At 73.2% G+C, this 14,413-nt stretch carries 18 protein-coding genes; 10 read left to right on the top strand and 8 right to left on the bottom strand.

All coding sequences use genetic code 11. The features are described 5' to 3' along the window. Positions 1-7: 7 nt before the first annotated feature. The 4 genes from ACGFS9_RS01325 to ACGFS9_RS01310 form a co-directional block, all read right to left on the bottom strand. Positions 8-766: an IclR family transcriptional regulator gene (locus tag ACGFS9_RS01325; protein ID WP_393249571.1), complete on the bottom strand. Its 759-nt coding sequence runs from the start codon at positions 764-766 to the stop codon at positions 8-10. Between the two features lie 70 nt (positions 767-836). Next, on the bottom strand, positions 837-1,295 hold the full coding sequence (locus tag ACGFS9_RS01320; RefSeq protein WP_393249569.1) for a MarR family winged helix-turn-helix transcriptional regulator: 459 nt from the start codon (positions 1,293-1,295) through the stop codon (positions 837-839). A gap of 57 nt (positions 1,296-1,352) precedes the next feature. Continuing rightward, positions 1,353-1,718: a DUF6204 family protein gene (locus ACGFS9_RS01315; protein ID WP_393249567.1), complete on the bottom strand. Its 366-nt coding sequence runs from the start codon at positions 1,716-1,718 to the stop codon at positions 1,353-1,355. A 176-nt stretch (positions 1,719-1,894) separates the two neighbouring features. Further along, complete coding sequence (locus ACGFS9_RS01310) at positions 1,895-2,278, bottom strand: hypothetical protein (protein WP_393249565.1); 384 nt, start codon at positions 2,276-2,278, stop codon at positions 1,895-1,897. 390 nt (positions 2,279-2,668) lie between these two features. On the opposite strand from ACGFS9_RS01310, the gene sigK reads away from it, so the two are divergent. From sigK to ACGFS9_RS01260, 10 genes are all read left to right on the top strand, one after another. Next, complete coding sequence (sigK, locus tag ACGFS9_RS01305; protein ID WP_393249563.1) at positions 2,669-3,265, top strand: ECF RNA polymerase sigma factor SigK; 597 nt, start codon at positions 2,669-2,671, stop codon at positions 3,263-3,265. Then, on the top strand, positions 3,262-4,005 hold the full coding sequence (locus ACGFS9_RS01300) for an anti-sigma factor domain-containing protein (protein WP_393249561.1): 744 nt from the start codon (positions 3,262-3,264) through the stop codon (positions 4,003-4,005). Before sigK ends, ACGFS9_RS01300 begins: the two co-directional genes overlap by 4 nt. A 214-nt stretch (positions 4,006-4,219) precedes the next feature. Beyond that, positions 4,220-5,065 carry an MIP/aquaporin family protein gene (locus tag ACGFS9_RS01295; RefSeq protein WP_393249559.1) on the top strand — a complete coding sequence of 282 codons (846 nt, stop codon included), beginning with the start codon at positions 4,220-4,222 and terminating at the stop codon, positions 5,063-5,065. Between the two features lie 24 nt (positions 5,066-5,089). After that, a complete protein-coding gene (glpK, locus tag ACGFS9_RS01290; protein ID WP_393249557.1) occupies positions 5,090-6,607 on the top strand; it encodes a glycerol kinase GlpK in 1,518 nt (505 codons plus the stop codon). 232 nt (positions 6,608-6,839) lie between these two features. Further along, a complete protein-coding gene (locus ACGFS9_RS01285) occupies positions 6,840-7,331 on the top strand; it encodes a peptidylprolyl isomerase (protein WP_393249555.1) in 492 nt (163 codons plus the stop codon). 497 nt (positions 7,332-7,828) lie between these two features. Next, positions 7,829-8,440: a hypothetical protein gene (locus ACGFS9_RS01280; RefSeq protein ID WP_393249553.1), complete on the top strand. Its 612-nt coding sequence runs from the start codon at positions 7,829-7,831 to the stop codon at positions 8,438-8,440. Positions 8,441-8,784: 344 nt separating this feature from the next. Continuing rightward, complete coding sequence (locus tag ACGFS9_RS01275; protein ID WP_393249551.1) at positions 8,785-9,228, top strand: DUF485 domain-containing protein; 444 nt, start codon at positions 8,785-8,787, stop codon at positions 9,226-9,228. After that, positions 9,225-10,865 (top strand): cation acetate symporter, encoded by a 1,641-nt coding sequence (locus ACGFS9_RS01270; RefSeq protein ID WP_393249549.1) that lies wholly within the window; start codon positions 9,225-9,227, stop codon positions 10,863-10,865. The genes ACGFS9_RS01275 and ACGFS9_RS01270 overlap by 4 nt, the downstream gene beginning before the upstream one ends. A 253-nt stretch (positions 10,866-11,118) precedes the next feature. Beyond that, positions 11,119-11,493, top strand: a complete 375-nt coding sequence (locus ACGFS9_RS01265; protein WP_393249547.1) for a hypothetical protein — start codon at positions 11,119-11,121, stop codon at positions 11,491-11,493. 203 nt (positions 11,494-11,696) lie between these two features. Further along, positions 11,697-12,113, top strand: coding sequence for an ArsR/SmtB family transcription factor (locus ACGFS9_RS01260; RefSeq protein ID WP_393249545.1), 417 nt, complete (start codon positions 11,697-11,699; stop codon positions 12,111-12,113). Between the two features lie 42 nt (positions 12,114-12,155). Here the strand turns inward: ACGFS9_RS01260 and ACGFS9_RS01255 are convergent, their stop codons facing one another. The 4 genes from ACGFS9_RS01255 to ACGFS9_RS01240 all read right to left on the bottom strand — a co-directional run bounded on the left by ACGFS9_RS01255 (position 12,156) and on the right by ACGFS9_RS01240 (position 14,045). Beyond that, a complete protein-coding gene (locus ACGFS9_RS01255) occupies positions 12,156-12,533 on the bottom strand; it encodes a toxin Doc (protein WP_393249543.1) in 378 nt (125 codons plus the stop codon). Next, a complete protein-coding gene (locus tag ACGFS9_RS01250; protein WP_393249541.1) occupies positions 12,533-12,769 on the bottom strand; it encodes a hypothetical protein in 237 nt (78 codons plus the stop codon). The genes ACGFS9_RS01255 and ACGFS9_RS01250 overlap by 1 nt, the downstream gene beginning before the upstream one ends. 285 nt (positions 12,770-13,054) lie before the next feature. Beyond that, positions 13,055-13,519 (bottom strand): GNAT family N-acetyltransferase, encoded by a 465-nt coding sequence (locus ACGFS9_RS01245; RefSeq protein WP_393250472.1) that lies wholly within the window; start codon positions 13,517-13,519, stop codon positions 13,055-13,057. Between the two features lie 115 nt (positions 13,520-13,634). Continuing rightward, positions 13,635-14,045 (bottom strand): Fur family transcriptional regulator, encoded by a 411-nt coding sequence (locus ACGFS9_RS01240; protein WP_393249539.1) that lies wholly within the window; start codon positions 14,043-14,045, stop codon positions 13,635-13,637. Between the last annotated feature and the right edge of the window lie 368 nt (positions 14,046-14,413).

Genomic DNA, 14,413 nt, shown 5'->3' with positions numbered 1-14,413 from the left:
CGGGATTTCAGATAGTGAGCGACAGTCCCCGCGTGACCCGGTCCGCGGTCGGGATGAGGCGCGTCAGCACCTGCTCGATCGCGGGCAGCCGGTCGGCGGGCAGCGAGACGCCGAGCGAGCCGAGCGTGTCGCCACTGTAGACGGGGACCGCGACGCAGACGGTCCCGAGGGAGTACTCCTCCAGGTCCGTGACGGCCGGGGCCACCGGCGAGGAGGCGAGCCGGCGCAGCAGTTCCGGCCTGCTCGTGATGGTGCGGGGCGTCAGGTCGGCGAGGGTGTGCCGGGCGAGGTAGTCGTTGCGGGACTCCTCGTCGAGCTCGCGCAGGACCGACTTTCCCAGCGCCGTCGCGTGCCCCGCGTCCTCGAAGCCGACCCAGAGGTCGACGCGCGGGGCCCGGGGGCCGTCGACGATCTCGGCGACGCGGATCTCGCCGTCCTCGTAGAACGTGAGGTAGGCGGCCCCGGAGAGTTCGTCGCGCAGGGCGGCGAGGGTGGGGCGGATGCGGCCGAGCAGTTCCTGTCCGCGGCTCCGGGTGGACAGGGTGCGGACCTTGTCCCCGAGGATGAACCCGCCGTCGTCGAGCTTGCGCACGTATCCGTCGTGCACGAGGGTCCGCAGCAGGTGGTAGGCCGTGGCCTGCGCCAGTCCGGTCTCGCGCGCCAGCTGCTTCGCGGGCGCGCCGTTCTCGTGCGCGCCGACCGCCTCCATCAGGCGGAAGGCCCGCTGTACGGAGGTGATGAGCGTCGGCCCGTCACGCGCTCCCATGGGACCAGGGTGCGCCGAGGTCGGCGGACCGGCAAGGCGCGGAGGCCGGTGCGCCGTGAGGTTTGCGGGCTCAGGGCCCTCCGGCCTGGTGCCGGGCCGGGCCGGCGCCGCCGAGCCGGGCGAGGAGGTGGGCGAGCCGGGTGGTCTCCTCCGGGCTCCAGGCGGGTGCGCCGAACACCTCGCGCGCGACGTGTTCGGCGGTGACGCGCATCTCCGCGAGCCGCTCGCGGCCGGTCGGGGTGAGGGCGGCGTAGGCGACTCTGGCGTCGCGGGCGTCGGTGTCCCGGCGCACGAGTCCGATCCGCTCCAGTGGCACCAGCCCTCGGGTGACACCGGAGGCGGTGAGGCCGAGCGCCTCGGCCAGATCCACCCGCCGCATCCGCTCGCCCGGAGCCTGCGACAGCCTGAGCAGGAGCGTGAAGTCGGACAGGCTCACCCCGTGCAGCCCGCCGAGGCTCGCGTCGAACCGTTTGGCCAGCGCGGCCTGCGCCCGCATCAGGCGCAGGGCCGCGTCCAGTCCGTCGTTCATTGACACCTCCTTGACTGCTCAAGCATATGGCGCGCGGCGGTCGGGGAGGTCTGCGGGTCAGGGGGTGGCGGCGCCCCGGGCGGCGGCCTGCCGCCTGCGCTTGCCCAGCGGGGCCTGCGAGAGGTCCTCGGTGCTGACCCGGAGCCGGGTGAATCCGTAGCCGCGGCCGGTGAGCCAGCCGACCGCGGCGGCCCGGGCCCGATCGGCCGCTTCCAGGATGTCCTCCTCGGCCTCCCCTTCGTCCAGGAAGCGGAAGGTGAAGGCGGGGCGGGCGGCCAGGTCGTAGCTGAGGTGGCCCTCGGCGGTGAAGGCGGCGCGCAGGACGTCGTGCTCGGCGGCCTCGGCGAGGAGTGCGTCGCGTTGCGCGGCGGAGAGCCCCTCGAAGACGCCGCGGACGGTGATCCGGAAAGTACGTGTGGTCATCCGGGCAGCCTAACGAGCAGGCGGGGACCGCTCCAGCGGATATGCGTCCCGTCCCGGGACGGGACACTCGCGTGCGCCCCGGACCGGCAGGCGGCCGGGGGAGCCGCCCGGGACACCGCCGCGCACGGGAAGGGCCGGGGGCGGCGCCCCCGGCCCTCATCCCCGTTCGGGAGTGCTCAGCGGTGGTGGCAGTCCCAGTGCGCCTTGACCCAGTGGTGGTCCCAGTGGCCGGGGACGTAGGTCCACTGGTGCCTCCAGTCGTGACTGTGGTGGCCCTTGTGCCAGTGGCCGTGGCCGTCACGGTAGCCCGCATGCCAGGTGTCGTGGTTCACCCACTTCTTGACCCAGTGCCCGGGAACCCACTTCTTCTCCCAGTGGCCCTTCTTCCACTGGCAGCGGTCGTGGTGGTCGTGGTGGTTTCCGGTCACCGCCGAAGGCGCGGACGTCGGTGTCGGAGCTGCGGCGGCGACACCGGACGCGCCGAACGCGGCGCCACCGGCCAGCAGGCCCGTCACGGCGGCACCCGCCAGCAGGCGCCGGGGGCTGATGCGTGCGGTCATCGGACTCACCTCCCTCGAAAGCGTTATCGGTATGCACAACAGGAGCCGTTGCCACGGGAGTTCACCCCGGATTCGGCGGTGAAGCCGTGCCCCCTGCCGTGCGGGACACAAGCCATTCGGAGCCGTGAAAGGCGCGGATGAGGATGGACCACGACAATTTTACGCAATCCACATGCCGCGCCCTCGCGGGTCCGCGGCCGGCGCCCGACGGACACCGCAAGCCCGCAGGTCATCCGGCGGCGGCGCGGCTACGAATACCGGGTGGCGCTGCCGCGGTGCCGCCGCGGCGGATCCACCGCCGCGCACCGACCCCCTCGGGCTGCGGAAACGCCCGCGGGGCAGGAGAGTCGAACCGGACGAGACGGAAGCTACGGACGGATTCTGGAAGCGATGTCCAAGACCGGCGAGGACGGGCGCGGTTCGCCACGGCGATCCTCTGCGGAGGCATGGCTGGACGCCCGGCTGGAGCGGGCCGCGACAGGCGACCACGACGCCTTCGCCGACGTGTACGACACGCTGGCCCGGCCGGTGAAGGGCCTGATCTGCCGCGTCCTGCGGGACGAGGCCCAGGCGGAGGAGGTGACGCAGGACGTGATGGTGGAGATCTGGCGGACCGCAGGCCGCTACCGTCCCGAACTCGGCGCCGCCCGCGCATGGGTCCTCGCCCTCGCCCACCGGCGGGCCGTGGACCGCGTCCGGCACGCCCAGGCCAGCTCGGCGCGCGAACAGCGCAGCGCCCTGCTCGCCGAGGACCCGCCCTTCGACGAGGTCGCCGAGGCCGTGGAACGCCACGAGGACCGCCGGCGCGTCCGCCACTGCCTCGCCGCCCTGGAGCGGCACCAGCGCGTCCCGCTGGTGCTCGCCTACTACCAGGGCATGACGTACCTGGAGGTGGCCGCCTGCCTCGCCACCCCGGCGGGCACCGTGAAGTCCAGGATGCGTTCCGGACTGCGCCGGCTCCGCGCATGCCTGGAGGTCGGGCCATGACCGCCGAGGACCTCCACCAGCTCGTCGGCCCGTACGTGCTGCACGCCCTGCCCCCGGCCGAGGAGGCGGCGTTCGACAACCACCTGGCCGGCTGCGCCGCGTGCCGGGACGAGGTGGCCGAGCTGTCCGCCGTCACCCTCGAACTCGCCTCCGCCCACGAGGCGGAACCCTCCCCCGAGCTGCGCGGGCGCATCCTCGACCGGATCGCCCGCACCCGGCAGGACCCCGGGGCCGCGCCGCCCCCGGCGCCGGCCTCGGCCCGCCGGTGGGTCCTCAGCGTGGCGCTCGCCGCCTGCCTCGCCGTGGCCGCCGCGCTCGGCGGGGTCGCGGCGTGGCAGCACCAGCAGGCCGACGAGGCCCGGACGCAGGCCGCGCGGCAGCAGGCCAGGGCGTCGGCCGTCGCCGGCGTCCTCGGCGCCGGCGACGCCACCGTCGGCACGCGCAAGCTGACCGACGGCGGCAGCATCAGCGTGGTGGCGTCCCGGGCGCAGGGCCGGGCGGCGGTCGTCACGGCGGACCTGCCGCGCCTGACGGACGGCAGGGTCTACGAACTCTGGTACGCGGCCACGACGGGCGACCTGCGCCCGGCGGGCCTGCTGCCCGGCTCGGGCGGCGGGCACACGCGGGTGCTGCAGGGCCCGCTGGAGGGCGCCGCGGCCGTGGGCATCACGACCGAACCGGCGGGCGGCTCGGAACAGCCGACCAGCGAGCCGCTCGGCATCGTCACGGTGCCGGCCTGACCCTCCGCCACCCCGGGTGCCGCCGGGTCTCCCGGGCCGGTCCGCGCGGCCGCGCCACCCCTCCCACCTGGGCCCCCTCGGACCACCACACGGACCATCAGAAGGCGAGATTTCCCTTTTGATGCGATTGGCTGTTGATCACCCTATGCTGTTGGCAGGGAGGGCTCAGGTGGCAGTAGTCGGCCGGTCCCGGACCGGCGGGAAGTGGGCTTCCATGGCTGAGCGGTTCAAAAGGCTGGGGATAATCGGCGAAGTGTCCGCCGAGTTCCTCGGCACGATGGTTCTCATCCTCTTCGGGTGCGGCGTGGTGGCCCAGGTGGTCGCCGGCGGCGCGCTCACCACCCCACCGGGCGGTCTGGGCAACCACGACAGCATCGCCTGGGCCTGGGGTATCGGTGTCACCATGGGTGTGTACGTCGCGGCTCGCCTCAGCGGCGCCCACATCAACCCCGCCGTGACGCTCGCCCTGGCCACCTTCAAGGGGTTCCCCTGGAAGAAGGTGGCCCCCTACGTGGTGGCGCAGACGCTCGGCGCCTTCGTGGCAGCCCTCATCGTGCGCTGGAACTACACGGACGCGCTGGCCAAGGCCGACCCCGGACACACCATCAAGACGCAGGGCGTCTTCTCCACCCTTCCCGCCAACGGCAACACCAACCTGCCGGTCCACGAGTGGGGTGCGTTCCGCGACCAGGTCATCGGCACCGCGCTGCTGCTGCTGCTGATCCTGGCCATCACCGACCTGCTCAACACGCCGCCCGGCGCGAACCTGGCCCCGTTCATCATCGGCCTGGTCGTGGTGGGCATCGGCATGGCGTGGGGCACGCTCGCGGGCTACGCGATCAACCCGGCGCGTGACTTCGGTCCGCGGCTCGCCAGCTTCATCACGGGCTACGGCGGAGCGTGGCGAGATCAGTACGGGAACCTCTACTTCTGGGTGCCCATCGTCGGCCCCCTGATCGGCGGCCTGATCGGAGCGGCCATCTACAAGCTCTTCATCGGGCGCTTCCTGCCGGGGGCGGAGCCCGAGCCTCCGGGACGTGTCCCGGCGCCCGAGGACTGACACCGACAGCAGAGGCGGCAACCCATGGCTGACTTCGTGGGCGCGGTGGACCAAGGCACCACCAGCACCCGATTCATGATCTTCGACCACGCCGGCAACGAGGTGGCGAAGCATCAACTGGAACACGCCCAGATCCTCCCGCGCTCCGGCTGGGTCGAACACGACCCGGTGGAGATCTGGGAGCGCACCAACTCGGTGATCCAGAACGCCCTGCGGCACGGCGGCCTGGCCGCCGAGGACCTGGCCGCGATCGGCATCACCAACCAGCGCGAGACCTCCGTCGTGTGGGATCCGCGCAACGGCCGTCCCTACTACAACGCCATCGTCTGGCAGGACACCCGCACCGACTCCATAGCCGCCGCCCTCGACCGCTCCGGCAAGGGCGACGTCATCCGGCGCAAGGCGGGACTGCCACCGGCGACGTACTTCTCCGGCGGCAAGATCCAGTGGATCCTGGAGAACGTCGACGGTGTCCGCGAGGCGGCGGAGCAGGGCAACGCCATCTTCGGCAACACCGACGCCTGGGTCCTGTGGAACCTGACGGGCGGCCCCGACGGCGGCATCCACGCCACCGACGTGACCAACGCCAGCCGCACCATGCTGATGGACCTGGAAACGCTCGACTGGGACGACGAGTTGCTGGGCTTCTTCGGAATCCCCCGGGCCATGCTGCCCACCATCAACCCGTCCTCCTCCCGGGACGCGTACGGCACGACGCGGACGTCACGCCCGCTGCGGGCCCCCATCCCCATCGCCGGAGTGCTGGGCGACCAGCAGGCGGCCACCGTCGGACAGGTCTGCTACGCCCCCGGCGAAGCCAAGAACACCTACGGCACGGGCAACTTCCTGGTCCTCAACACCGGGACCGAGCTGGTCCGTTCGGAGCACGGACTGCTGACCACCGTCGCGTACCAGTTCGGTGACAGTCCCGCGGTCTACGCCCTGGAGGGTTCGATCGCGGTCACCGGCTCCGCGGTGCAGTGGCTGCGCGACCAGATGAAGATCATCAGCGACGCGGCGGAGAGCGAGACGCTGGCACGCACCGTCGAGGACAACGGAGGGATGTACTTCGTCCCGGCGTTCTCCGGCCTGTTCGCCCCCTACTGGCGCTCCGACGCCCGCGGAGCGATCGTGGGCCTGGCCCGGTACAACGACAGCGGCCACCTGGCCCGGGCCACCCTGGAGGCGATCTGCTACCAGAGCCGCGACGTCGTCGAGGCCATGGAGCAGGACTCCGGAGTCCACCTCGACGTGCTGAAGGTCGACGGCGGCGTGACCGCCAACGACCTGTGCATGCAGATCCAGGCCGACGTGCTCGGCGTACCGGTCAGCCGTCCGGTCGTCGCCGAGACCACCGCGCTCGGCGCCGCGTACGCGGCGGGCCTGGCCACCGGCTTCTGGGCCGACACCGACGAACTGCGCACCCACTGGCAGGAGTCCAAGCGCTGGGAACCCCAGTGGTCGGAGGACCGGCGCCAGCAGGGATACGCCGACTGGAAGAAGGCGGTGGAACGCACACTCGACTGGGCGAAGGTCGAATAGGCCCCCCGGTCGGCAGCGACCATGGCGAGGGTCGCGAGGTTCAGCCCCCGGCGCGTCGCATGCCGGGGGCTGAACGCTGCACCGGCTCACGCCGCGCCCCCGCCGCCTCCGGGGCCTCCGCCGTGCGCGGACGGCGCAGGGCCCGCACCGGATGATCACCCCCGGTCACCTCCCCACCGCCGCGGGCTCTCTATGCTCGGGGGCGACCATTTGCATCCAAAGGAGCAGAGCTATGAGCGAGAACGTCTATTTCGAGGTCACGGCCGACGGCGAGCCGATGGGCCGCATCGAGTTCAAACTCTTCGACGACGTCGTCCCGAAGACGGCCCAGAACTTCCGTGAGCTGGCCACCGGCGTACACGGGTACGGCTACAAGGGTTCGCCGTTCCACCGGGTCATCCCGGACTTCATGCTCCAGGGCGGCGACTTCACCCGTCAGAACGGCACCGGCGGCAAGAGCATCTACGGCGAGAAGTTCGCCGACGAGAACTTCACGCTGAAGCACACCAAGCCGGGTCAGCTGTCGATGGCCAACGCGGGCCCGAACACCAACGGCTCGCAGTTCTTCATCACCACGATCGTGACCGACTGGCTGGACAACAAGCACGTCGTGTTCGGCGAGGTCGTCTCGGGCATGGACGTCGTGAAGGCGATCGAGGCCCTCGGCAGCCGCTCCGGCGACACGAAGAAGAAGATCGTCGTCTCCGACTGCGGCACCGTCTGAGCCGTTCGGCGACACGGGTCCGGCCCGGAGGTCCCCGGCGGGGGCGGCGGTCGCGACCGCCACCCCGCCGGGCACGCCGGCCGGCCCTGCCGGACCCGAACCTTTGACACGCCGGCCCGGCACGCTCCCGCCGAGCCGTCGAATCCGGCCCCCGTCCCGCCCCTGCGCCGGACGGCCGGGCGTCACCGCCGGCGCGGCCGACCCGGCCCCCTGAGCGGCGCGCCCTCCCTCCCCCGCGCCCTCCGGCGCACGCCGGAGCGGATGCCCTCGGCCCGGCGGCCGACCGCACGCCCACATGCTCCCGCGCGCCGGAAAGAGTTCGGCCTGATTCGTGGCCGGATACCGCCTCCCGCACGATCCGGCCCTTCGCACTGGGTAGCTCTAGCCGGACGCCGAGGCGCGCGAGGGTTGGGGGGCTGGCCCGAGTGACATCGAGGGGGCGAACGGCGGCGAGGACGCCGTCGGCACGGGCGCGACGACGCTCCGCCGCGCGCCGGTTGCGCGAGCAGGGCCGCTCCGGCCCCACGCTGCGGGAGGTCCTGCCGGCGCTCACCGGCGTGGTCCTCGTCCTGTGCGCGACGGTCGCCGGCCTGGCCGCCGGGTACCGCGCCGCCGGCATCGCCGTGCCGCTCGGGGAGATGGCCCTGGCCCTCGTCGCCGGCCCCGCCCTGATCCGGCGGCACCGGCCGTCCGCCCGGCGGCGGCTCGGCCTCTACACCGCGGACGAACTCGCCGGCCTGGACGCTCCGGGGCTGGCCCTCGCGGTGTCGCGGATGCTGCGCCGCGACGGCTGGCGGGTGCTCCCGCCCTCGAAGCTGCTCCAGGACCGTCCGCGCGTCCGGGCGCGCAACGGGCTCGGACAGCGCGTGGAGGTGGCGTTCCGGCCCGTGGCCGAACCGCTGCCGGACGAGGACCCGCGCCCGCCGGCCGGGCCGGGCCGCGCGTCCACCGCCGATCCGCCGCTCCGCCTCGTGGTGCACCGGGGCACCTTCAGCCTCCGCGACGCGCACTGGGCGCGCCGGCAGGGCGACGTCCGGCTCATCGACGGCCCCGCCCTCGTCCGGTGGGCCCGCGGCACCCCGCTGGACCGTCTGGGCGAGTCCCCGTGATCGCGCGCCGGCGCCGCCGCCGTCCGCCGCGCGGCCCGCCCGCGGGACCGCCGCCGCTCCCCCGGACCGCCCCGGTGCCTCCCGCCGGAGGCTCCCCGCGCCGCGGCGGGCGGTGCGTCCCGGAACGCCGCCGAGGCGTCACAGGTCTCACTCACAGCCCTCGAACAACGGTGGTTTCAGCGACAACGCACGAGGTCAGCGGCTCGGCCTCGGCCCGACCAGCCACTTGCGGGAAAGCCCTTCGCATCGACCGACGGGCCGAATAGCGTGCGAGGACCCGAGCCGCGCCCCACCCCGCCCCGCGGTCCCCGCACGCCGGGCCCACACCCCACGAGGAGACCGGCATGTCCCACGACGACTCCGACGCCCGTTCCGCACGGCGGCTCCCCGAACGGCGCGACGACGCCACCCTGCCCGTCCGCCTCGTCCCCGCCGCCGGCGAACAGCCCCTGCGCCACGCGGCGTTACCCCGGGCCGGGACAGGCCACCACCGCGATCTGCGCGTCCTGCGCCGCGCCTACCGCCGGCAGCGGCGCGTGACCACCGCCGCCGTCCTCGGCTACTTCGCCCTCTTCCTCGCGCTCTCCGCGGGCGCCCCCGCGTTCATGGACCGGCCGGCGGCCGGCGGGCTCTCCGTCGGCCTGCTCCTCGCCCTCTCCCAGATCCCCGCCACCTGGCTCGCCGTGCTGCTGTACGAAGGCACCGCCCGCCGCTACGTCGATCCGCTCGCCCGCCGGGTGAACCGCAGCGTCCCCTGGGCCGGCGGCGAGCAGGAGCGGGAGCGGTGAACCCGTTCACCGGAGCCACCCAGTCCTGGTCCCTCGTCGCCTTCAGCATCGCCGTCACCGTGACCCTGCTGCTGTGCGTGCTCACCGGGCCCGACAGCGACGACCTCGCCGAGTTCTACACCGGGTACCGCTCGCTGTCGCCCCTGCGCAACGGACTCGCCATCGCCGGTGACTACATCTCGGCGGCGACCGTGCTGACCGTCGGCGGGGTGATCGCCCTGTGCGGGTACGACGGGGTCGTGCTCGCCCTCAGCACCCTGCTGTCCCTGCTGGTGCTGATGTTCCTGCTCGCCGAACCCCTGCGGAACACCGGCACGTTCACCATGGGCGACGTCCTGGCCCGGCGGATGCCCGGCCGGGGCGTGCGCATCGCCGCGTGCGGTGTCACGATCGCGGCCCTGGTCCCGATGATGCTCGTCCAGCTCGCCAGCACCGGGCAGTTGCTCGCCTTCATCCTCGGCTTCTCCGACAGCTCCATGAAGACCGGCTGCATCGTCGGCGTCGGCACCCTGATGATCACCTACGCGGCGATCGGCGGCATGCGCGGCACCGCGCTGATCCAGCTCCTGAAGATGGTCGTGCTCCTCGGTTCCGGGATCGCCGTCGCGGTACTGGTCCTCGCCCGGTTCCACTGGAGTCCGGGCGAGCTGTTCGACACCGCGGCCCGGCGCAGCGGAGCGCCCCACGCGTTCCTGCACGGCGGACTCCAGTTCGCCGGCGGTCCGCACCCCCGCCTCGACATGATCACCACGCAGTGCGCCATCGTCATGGGCGGTGCCTGCCTTCCGCACGTGACCATGCGCATGTTCACCGCCGGCAGCGCGCGCCAGGTGCGGCGTTCCATGTCCTGGGCGGTGTCGTCGGTCGCCCTGTTCGTGATGGTCGCCTGCGTCATCGGGATCGGCGCAACCGCGCTGATCGGCCGGTCCCACATCGCCGCCGCCGACCCGCGCGGGCACACCGCGTACCTCCTGGGCTCGCGCGCCGCGCTCGGTCCGGTGGTGTCCCGGGCCGAGACCCTGGTGTTCACGACGGTCACGACCGCGATCTTCCTGACCCTGCTCGCGTCGGTCGCCGGCATGACGCTCGCCTGCGCCAACTCACTGGCCCACGACGTCTTCGCCGGCCGGAGGAAGCCGCTGTCGCCGCGGCGCGAGACCGCCCTCGCCCGCGGCTCCGCGCTGGTGGTGGGCGCCCCGGTGATCGCGCTCGCCGTCCTCGTCCAGCACCGGAGCCTCCAGCCGCTCGCCACCCTGTCGTTCTGCGTCGGCGCCTCGGCGATCGCCCCCGCTCTGGTCTACAGCCTCTTCTGGCGCCGCTTCACCCGCGCCGGCCTGCTCGGCGCGCTGCTCGGCGGAACGCTCTGCGTCCTGGTCCTGATGCCCGGCACGCGCCTGGTGTCGGGCTCGCCCACCGCGGCCTTCCCCACGGCCGACGTCGACTGGTTCCCCTTCACCACCACCGCGCCGGTGTCCATCCCGGTGGGCTTCGCGTGCGGCTGGCTGGGCAGTCTGCTCTCCGGCCGTCGCGCCGCGGACCGCGAACGCCGGGTGTACGAGGGGGTCGAGAGCCTGATCCTCGCGGGCCCCCGGCGGGGGGCGTCCTCGGCGTCCGCCGCGGAGGCGGAGCGCCCGTGACCCAGGGCGCGACCGAGACCCGGGGGCGGGGCACGCCCGGCGAATCCCGGTGCAGCGCAGGACCGCCATCCGACCATCCACAGCCACCGATCGGCCAACAACGATCAGAAGATCGGGGTGGATCGGGCGCTTCCGTACTCCTTCCGCCAGTCCCGAAGGAACGCGACCGGCGGCGGAGGCCGGTCCGTAGTGTCCGGAGCGCCGACGGGCCGGACATCCCCAGGCCGCGCGGTGACCAGAAGGGGACATCAACATGGCGAACGCGGAGGTCTCCCTCAAGGAGACGATGACGTCGATCGAAGGCGCGCTGGGGGCCGCTCTCGTGGACTACACGAGCGGCATGGCGCTGGGAATGCTGGGGGGCGGCAAGGACCTGGACCTGAACATCGCGGCGGCCGGCAACACCGACGTGATCCGGGCCAAAATGCGGACCATGGAGCACCTGGGCCTCAAGAGCGACATCGAGGACATGCTGATCACGCTGGAGACCCAGTACCACGTGCTCCGGCCGGTCAAGGGCCGGGAAGGCAACGGCCTGTTCCTCTACCTGGTCCTCAACAAGGCCACCTCCAATCTGGCCATGGCCCGCCACAAACTGGCACGCATCGAGGCCGAACTGGAGGTCTAGAGAGCCGCCCGACCTTCGCCTTCGCACGCCCGCGACTTGAAGACTTCTTCAATTGGGTACATCCAGATGAGGTCATTCCCCTGGGGGTGCGGAGGCGAAGCCGCGAGGATCGGTTCATGACTCACCGCTTTGCGGCGGCGCGTGGACGGCGCCCGGCGCGGCGGGAGCAGCAACCTCCGTCCGAGGCCGCAGGGAGCGAGCGATTGACCAGGCAGGTGCCCCTTTACCAGGCCAAGGCCGAGTTCTTCCGCATGCTCGGACATCCCGTGCGCATCCGGGTCCTGGAACTGCTCCAGACCGGTCCGGTCTCGGTGCGCGACCTGCTGAGCGAGATAGAGATCGAACCGTCCAACCTCTCCCAGCAGTTGGCGGTACTGCGCCGTTCGGGAATCGTCGTGTCCATCCGCGAGGGCTCCACGGTCAGCTACGCGCTGGCCGGCGGCGACGTCGCGGAGCTGCTGCGCGCGGCCCGCCGCATCCTCACCGAGCTGCTCTCCGGGCAGACCGAGCTGCTGGCCGAGCTGCGCCAGGCGGACGGGCCCGCGGGAGTGCCGCCGGACCCGCAGACGCTGGTGACCACTCCGCCGTCCCGGCCCGCCTCCGCATTCCGAGGACACTGACCGGGGCCGCGCCCGAGAGGCGCCGAAGGCCGTCGGCGGGGCTCAGACCTTCCAGGAACGGATGTGTTCGGCAACCGTTCCGAGCGACAGGCGCTTGTCGCGGATCGCGCGCACGAGATCGGAGAGCGCGCCGTAGGGCGGGTCGATGCCCTCGCCGGACTGGTCCATGTACTGCGCGGCCACGAAGGCGGCGAACAGGCTGTTGCGGTGCGGGAGGGGCTCCAGACGGACGACGGTGTGCATGAGCGCGGCGGCACGCCACGCGGCGTCCGGGTCGGCGGCGGCGAGCGTCGGCAGCTTGGTCCGGTGGCGCGCCACGGCGGCGACGAGCGCCGAGTAGTCGGACACGGACATGTCCTCGTCGTCGAGGGCCGCCTCCTGGACGTCGAGCAGCCAGGCGACGTCGATGTAGAGGGCCATCAGGCGGCCGCGGCGCCGTCGTGGCGCGGAGGGGGCACCTCGTCGGGAAACGCCTCGTCGAACTCCTCGCGGAGCCGGTCGGCCCACGCGGTGGCGCCCGCGACGAACTGGCGGCGCTGCATCTCGCGCACGCCCAGGTCGTGCAGGTACTGCTTGAGGCTCTTGCCCTCGGCAGCGGCGGCCACCCGCACACCCTCGAGTTCGGCCTCGGTGAAGGACACGTTCAGTGACGGCATACCCCGATGGTACCTAGTAGGTGCCTGGAGGGCGAGAGCGGTCGCCGGGAAGCCGCTCGCGGGGCGTCCCCGGTGGCGGGCAGGATGACCGGCGTGAGAGCGCACGGGGGGGGTGATCGTGGGCGCCGCGGCCCGGGCGCAGGCGCATCGGGAAGCCCGGCGGCACCCCTGTCGCGGCGGACGGCGCCGCGGAGCCGGAGGGGCCCGGCCTCGGGTGCGGAGGGGGCCGAGGACACGGAGGACGGGCGGGCGCGGGACCGCCCGCCGGGACGACGGTGGCGGTCCTCAGTCGACGCGTCGGGCCAGGACCTGTCCCGGCCAGGCCCCGGCGAGGAAGCTCTCGGTGCGGGTGAAGCCGTTGCGCTCGTAGTAGGCGACCAGGTCACCGCCGCCGCCCGCCCAGCAGTCGACCCGCAGCAGGCCGACACCGGCCCGCCGGGTCTCCCGGACCGCGTGGGCGAGCAGCGCCGCCCCGACGCCCCGGCCGGCGTGGCGGCGGTCGGACACCAGCAGGCGGACGTACCGCTCGGGCTCGTCCGCCGGCGCGATCATCGGCATCTGCGGGCTGGGCCCGGTGTGCAGCACCAGGGTCCCGGCCGGGCCGCCGTCGAGTTCGGCGATGTACGGGGCGCACTCGGTGGTGTACCGGCGCACCCTCTCCACCCCGCCCGCGGTGCGCGAGTACGGGACGGTGCCCCATTGCCCGGTGTTGCCGCGCGCGTTCATCCACGCCACCGCGGCGTCGAGCATGCCCAGGATCGCGGGAGCGTCCCGCGGACCACCGGGCCGGATGCGCAGGCCGCCGGGCGCGCCGCCGTCGTCCGTCACGGGCGGCGAGCCGAAGGGCGCGCCGCGAGGCGCCGGCTCAGGCGCACGACGGGCACAGGCCGCGGTAGGTGACCTCGACGTCGGCCACCGTGAAGCCGAAGCGCTCGGCCGACGGGAGGTCGGCCAGCGGGTTCCCGGCCGGGTGGACGTCACGCACGGCGCCGCAGCCCGAGCAGACCAGGTGATGGTGCGGGCGGTGGGCGTTGGGGTCGTAGCGCTTGGCTCGGCCGTCGGTGGTGACCTCGATGACCTCGCCCAGGGAGACCAGTTCCCCCAGGGCGTTGTAGACCGTCGCCCGGGAGATCTCCGGCAGGAGTTCCGCGGCACGGGCGTGCACCTCGTCGGCCGTGAGATGCACGTGGTCACCGTCGAGGACCTGCGCCACGACACGCCGCTGGGAGGTCATCCGCCAGCCGCGGCCGCGCAGTCGTTCCAGCAGGTCGCTCATGTCGGTTCACCTTTCCGGGTTCGTGGGGACGCTCGCAGTTTATCGGTCCGGATCCGGGGTCCGATCCGATACGGGTTTGGCGTCCTTCTTGACTTGGACTCTGTCCATCGTAGGATCGGATTCGGCGCAAGCCAAGGGACAGGAATACTCCGGTACGGGCAAGGAGACACGGACATGCCGGGACCACCGCAGGTGGGACTGTGTGGCGCCGCCCTGCCCGTCACGGCCGGCCACGGCGTGGAGCCGCCTCGTGGCGCGCCCCGGGGGGGGGGGCCCCCCCCCCGGGGGGGGGGCCCCCCCGGGCGCCCCGCCCCCCCCCCCCCCCCCCCCCCCCGCCCCCCCCCCCCCCCCCCCCCCCCCCCCCCCCG

Source organism: Streptomyces sp. NPDC048566 (assembly GCF_043199735.1).
In the GTDB taxonomy this organism is placed as follows: domain Bacteria; phylum Actinomycetota; class Actinomycetes; order Streptomycetales; family Streptomycetaceae; genus Streptomyces.
This window is presented reverse-complemented; position numbering and strand designations above follow the sequence as displayed.

Excerpts from the sequence above, each read along its gene's own strand:
- ACGFS9_RS01325 (WP_393249571.1), bottom strand. The coding sequence starts at position 766 with ATGGGAGCGCGTGACGGGCCGACGCTCATCACCTCCGTACAGCGGGCC.
- ACGFS9_RS01320 (WP_393249569.1), bottom strand. The coding sequence starts at position 1,295 with ATGAACGACGGACTGGACGCGGCCCTGCGCCTGATGCGGGCGCAGGCC.
- ACGFS9_RS01315 (WP_393249567.1), bottom strand. The coding sequence starts at position 1,718 with ATGACCACACGTACTTTCCGGATCACCGTCCGCGGCGTCTTCGAGGGG.
- ACGFS9_RS01310 (WP_393249565.1), bottom strand. The coding sequence starts at position 2,278 with ATGACCGCACGCATCAGCCCCCGGCGCCTGCTGGCGGGTGCCGCCGTG.
- sigK (WP_393249563.1), top strand. The coding sequence starts at position 2,669 with ATGTCCAAGACCGGCGAGGACGGGCGCGGTTCGCCACGGCGATCCTCT.
- ACGFS9_RS01300 (WP_393249561.1), top strand. The coding sequence starts at position 3,262 with ATGACCGCCGAGGACCTCCACCAGCTCGTCGGCCCGTACGTGCTGCAC.
- ACGFS9_RS01295 (WP_393249559.1), top strand. The coding sequence starts at position 4,220 with ATGGCTGAGCGGTTCAAAAGGCTGGGGATAATCGGCGAAGTGTCCGCC.
- glpK (WP_393249557.1), top strand. The coding sequence starts at position 5,090 with ATGGCTGACTTCGTGGGCGCGGTGGACCAAGGCACCACCAGCACCCGA.
- ACGFS9_RS01285 (WP_393249555.1), top strand. The coding sequence starts at position 6,840 with ATGAGCGAGAACGTCTATTTCGAGGTCACGGCCGACGGCGAGCCGATG.
- ACGFS9_RS01275 (WP_393249551.1), top strand. The coding sequence starts at position 8,785 with ATGTCCCACGACGACTCCGACGCCCGTTCCGCACGGCGGCTCCCCGAA.
- ACGFS9_RS01265 (WP_393249547.1), top strand. The coding sequence starts at position 11,119 with ATGGCGAACGCGGAGGTCTCCCTCAAGGAGACGATGACGTCGATCGAA.
- ACGFS9_RS01255 (WP_393249543.1), bottom strand. The coding sequence starts at position 12,533 with ATGGCCCTCTACATCGACGTCGCCTGGCTGCTCGACGTCCAGGAGGCG.
- ACGFS9_RS01250 (WP_393249541.1), bottom strand. The coding sequence starts at position 12,769 with ATGCCGTCACTGAACGTGTCCTTCACCGAGGCCGAACTCGAGGGTGTG.
- ACGFS9_RS01245 (WP_393250472.1), bottom strand. The coding sequence starts at position 13,519 with ATGCTCGACGCCGCGGTGGCGTGGATGAACGCGCGCGGCAACACCGGG.
- ACGFS9_RS01240 (WP_393249539.1), bottom strand. The coding sequence starts at position 14,045 with ATGAGCGACCTGCTGGAACGACTGCGCGGCCGCGGCTGGCGGATGACC.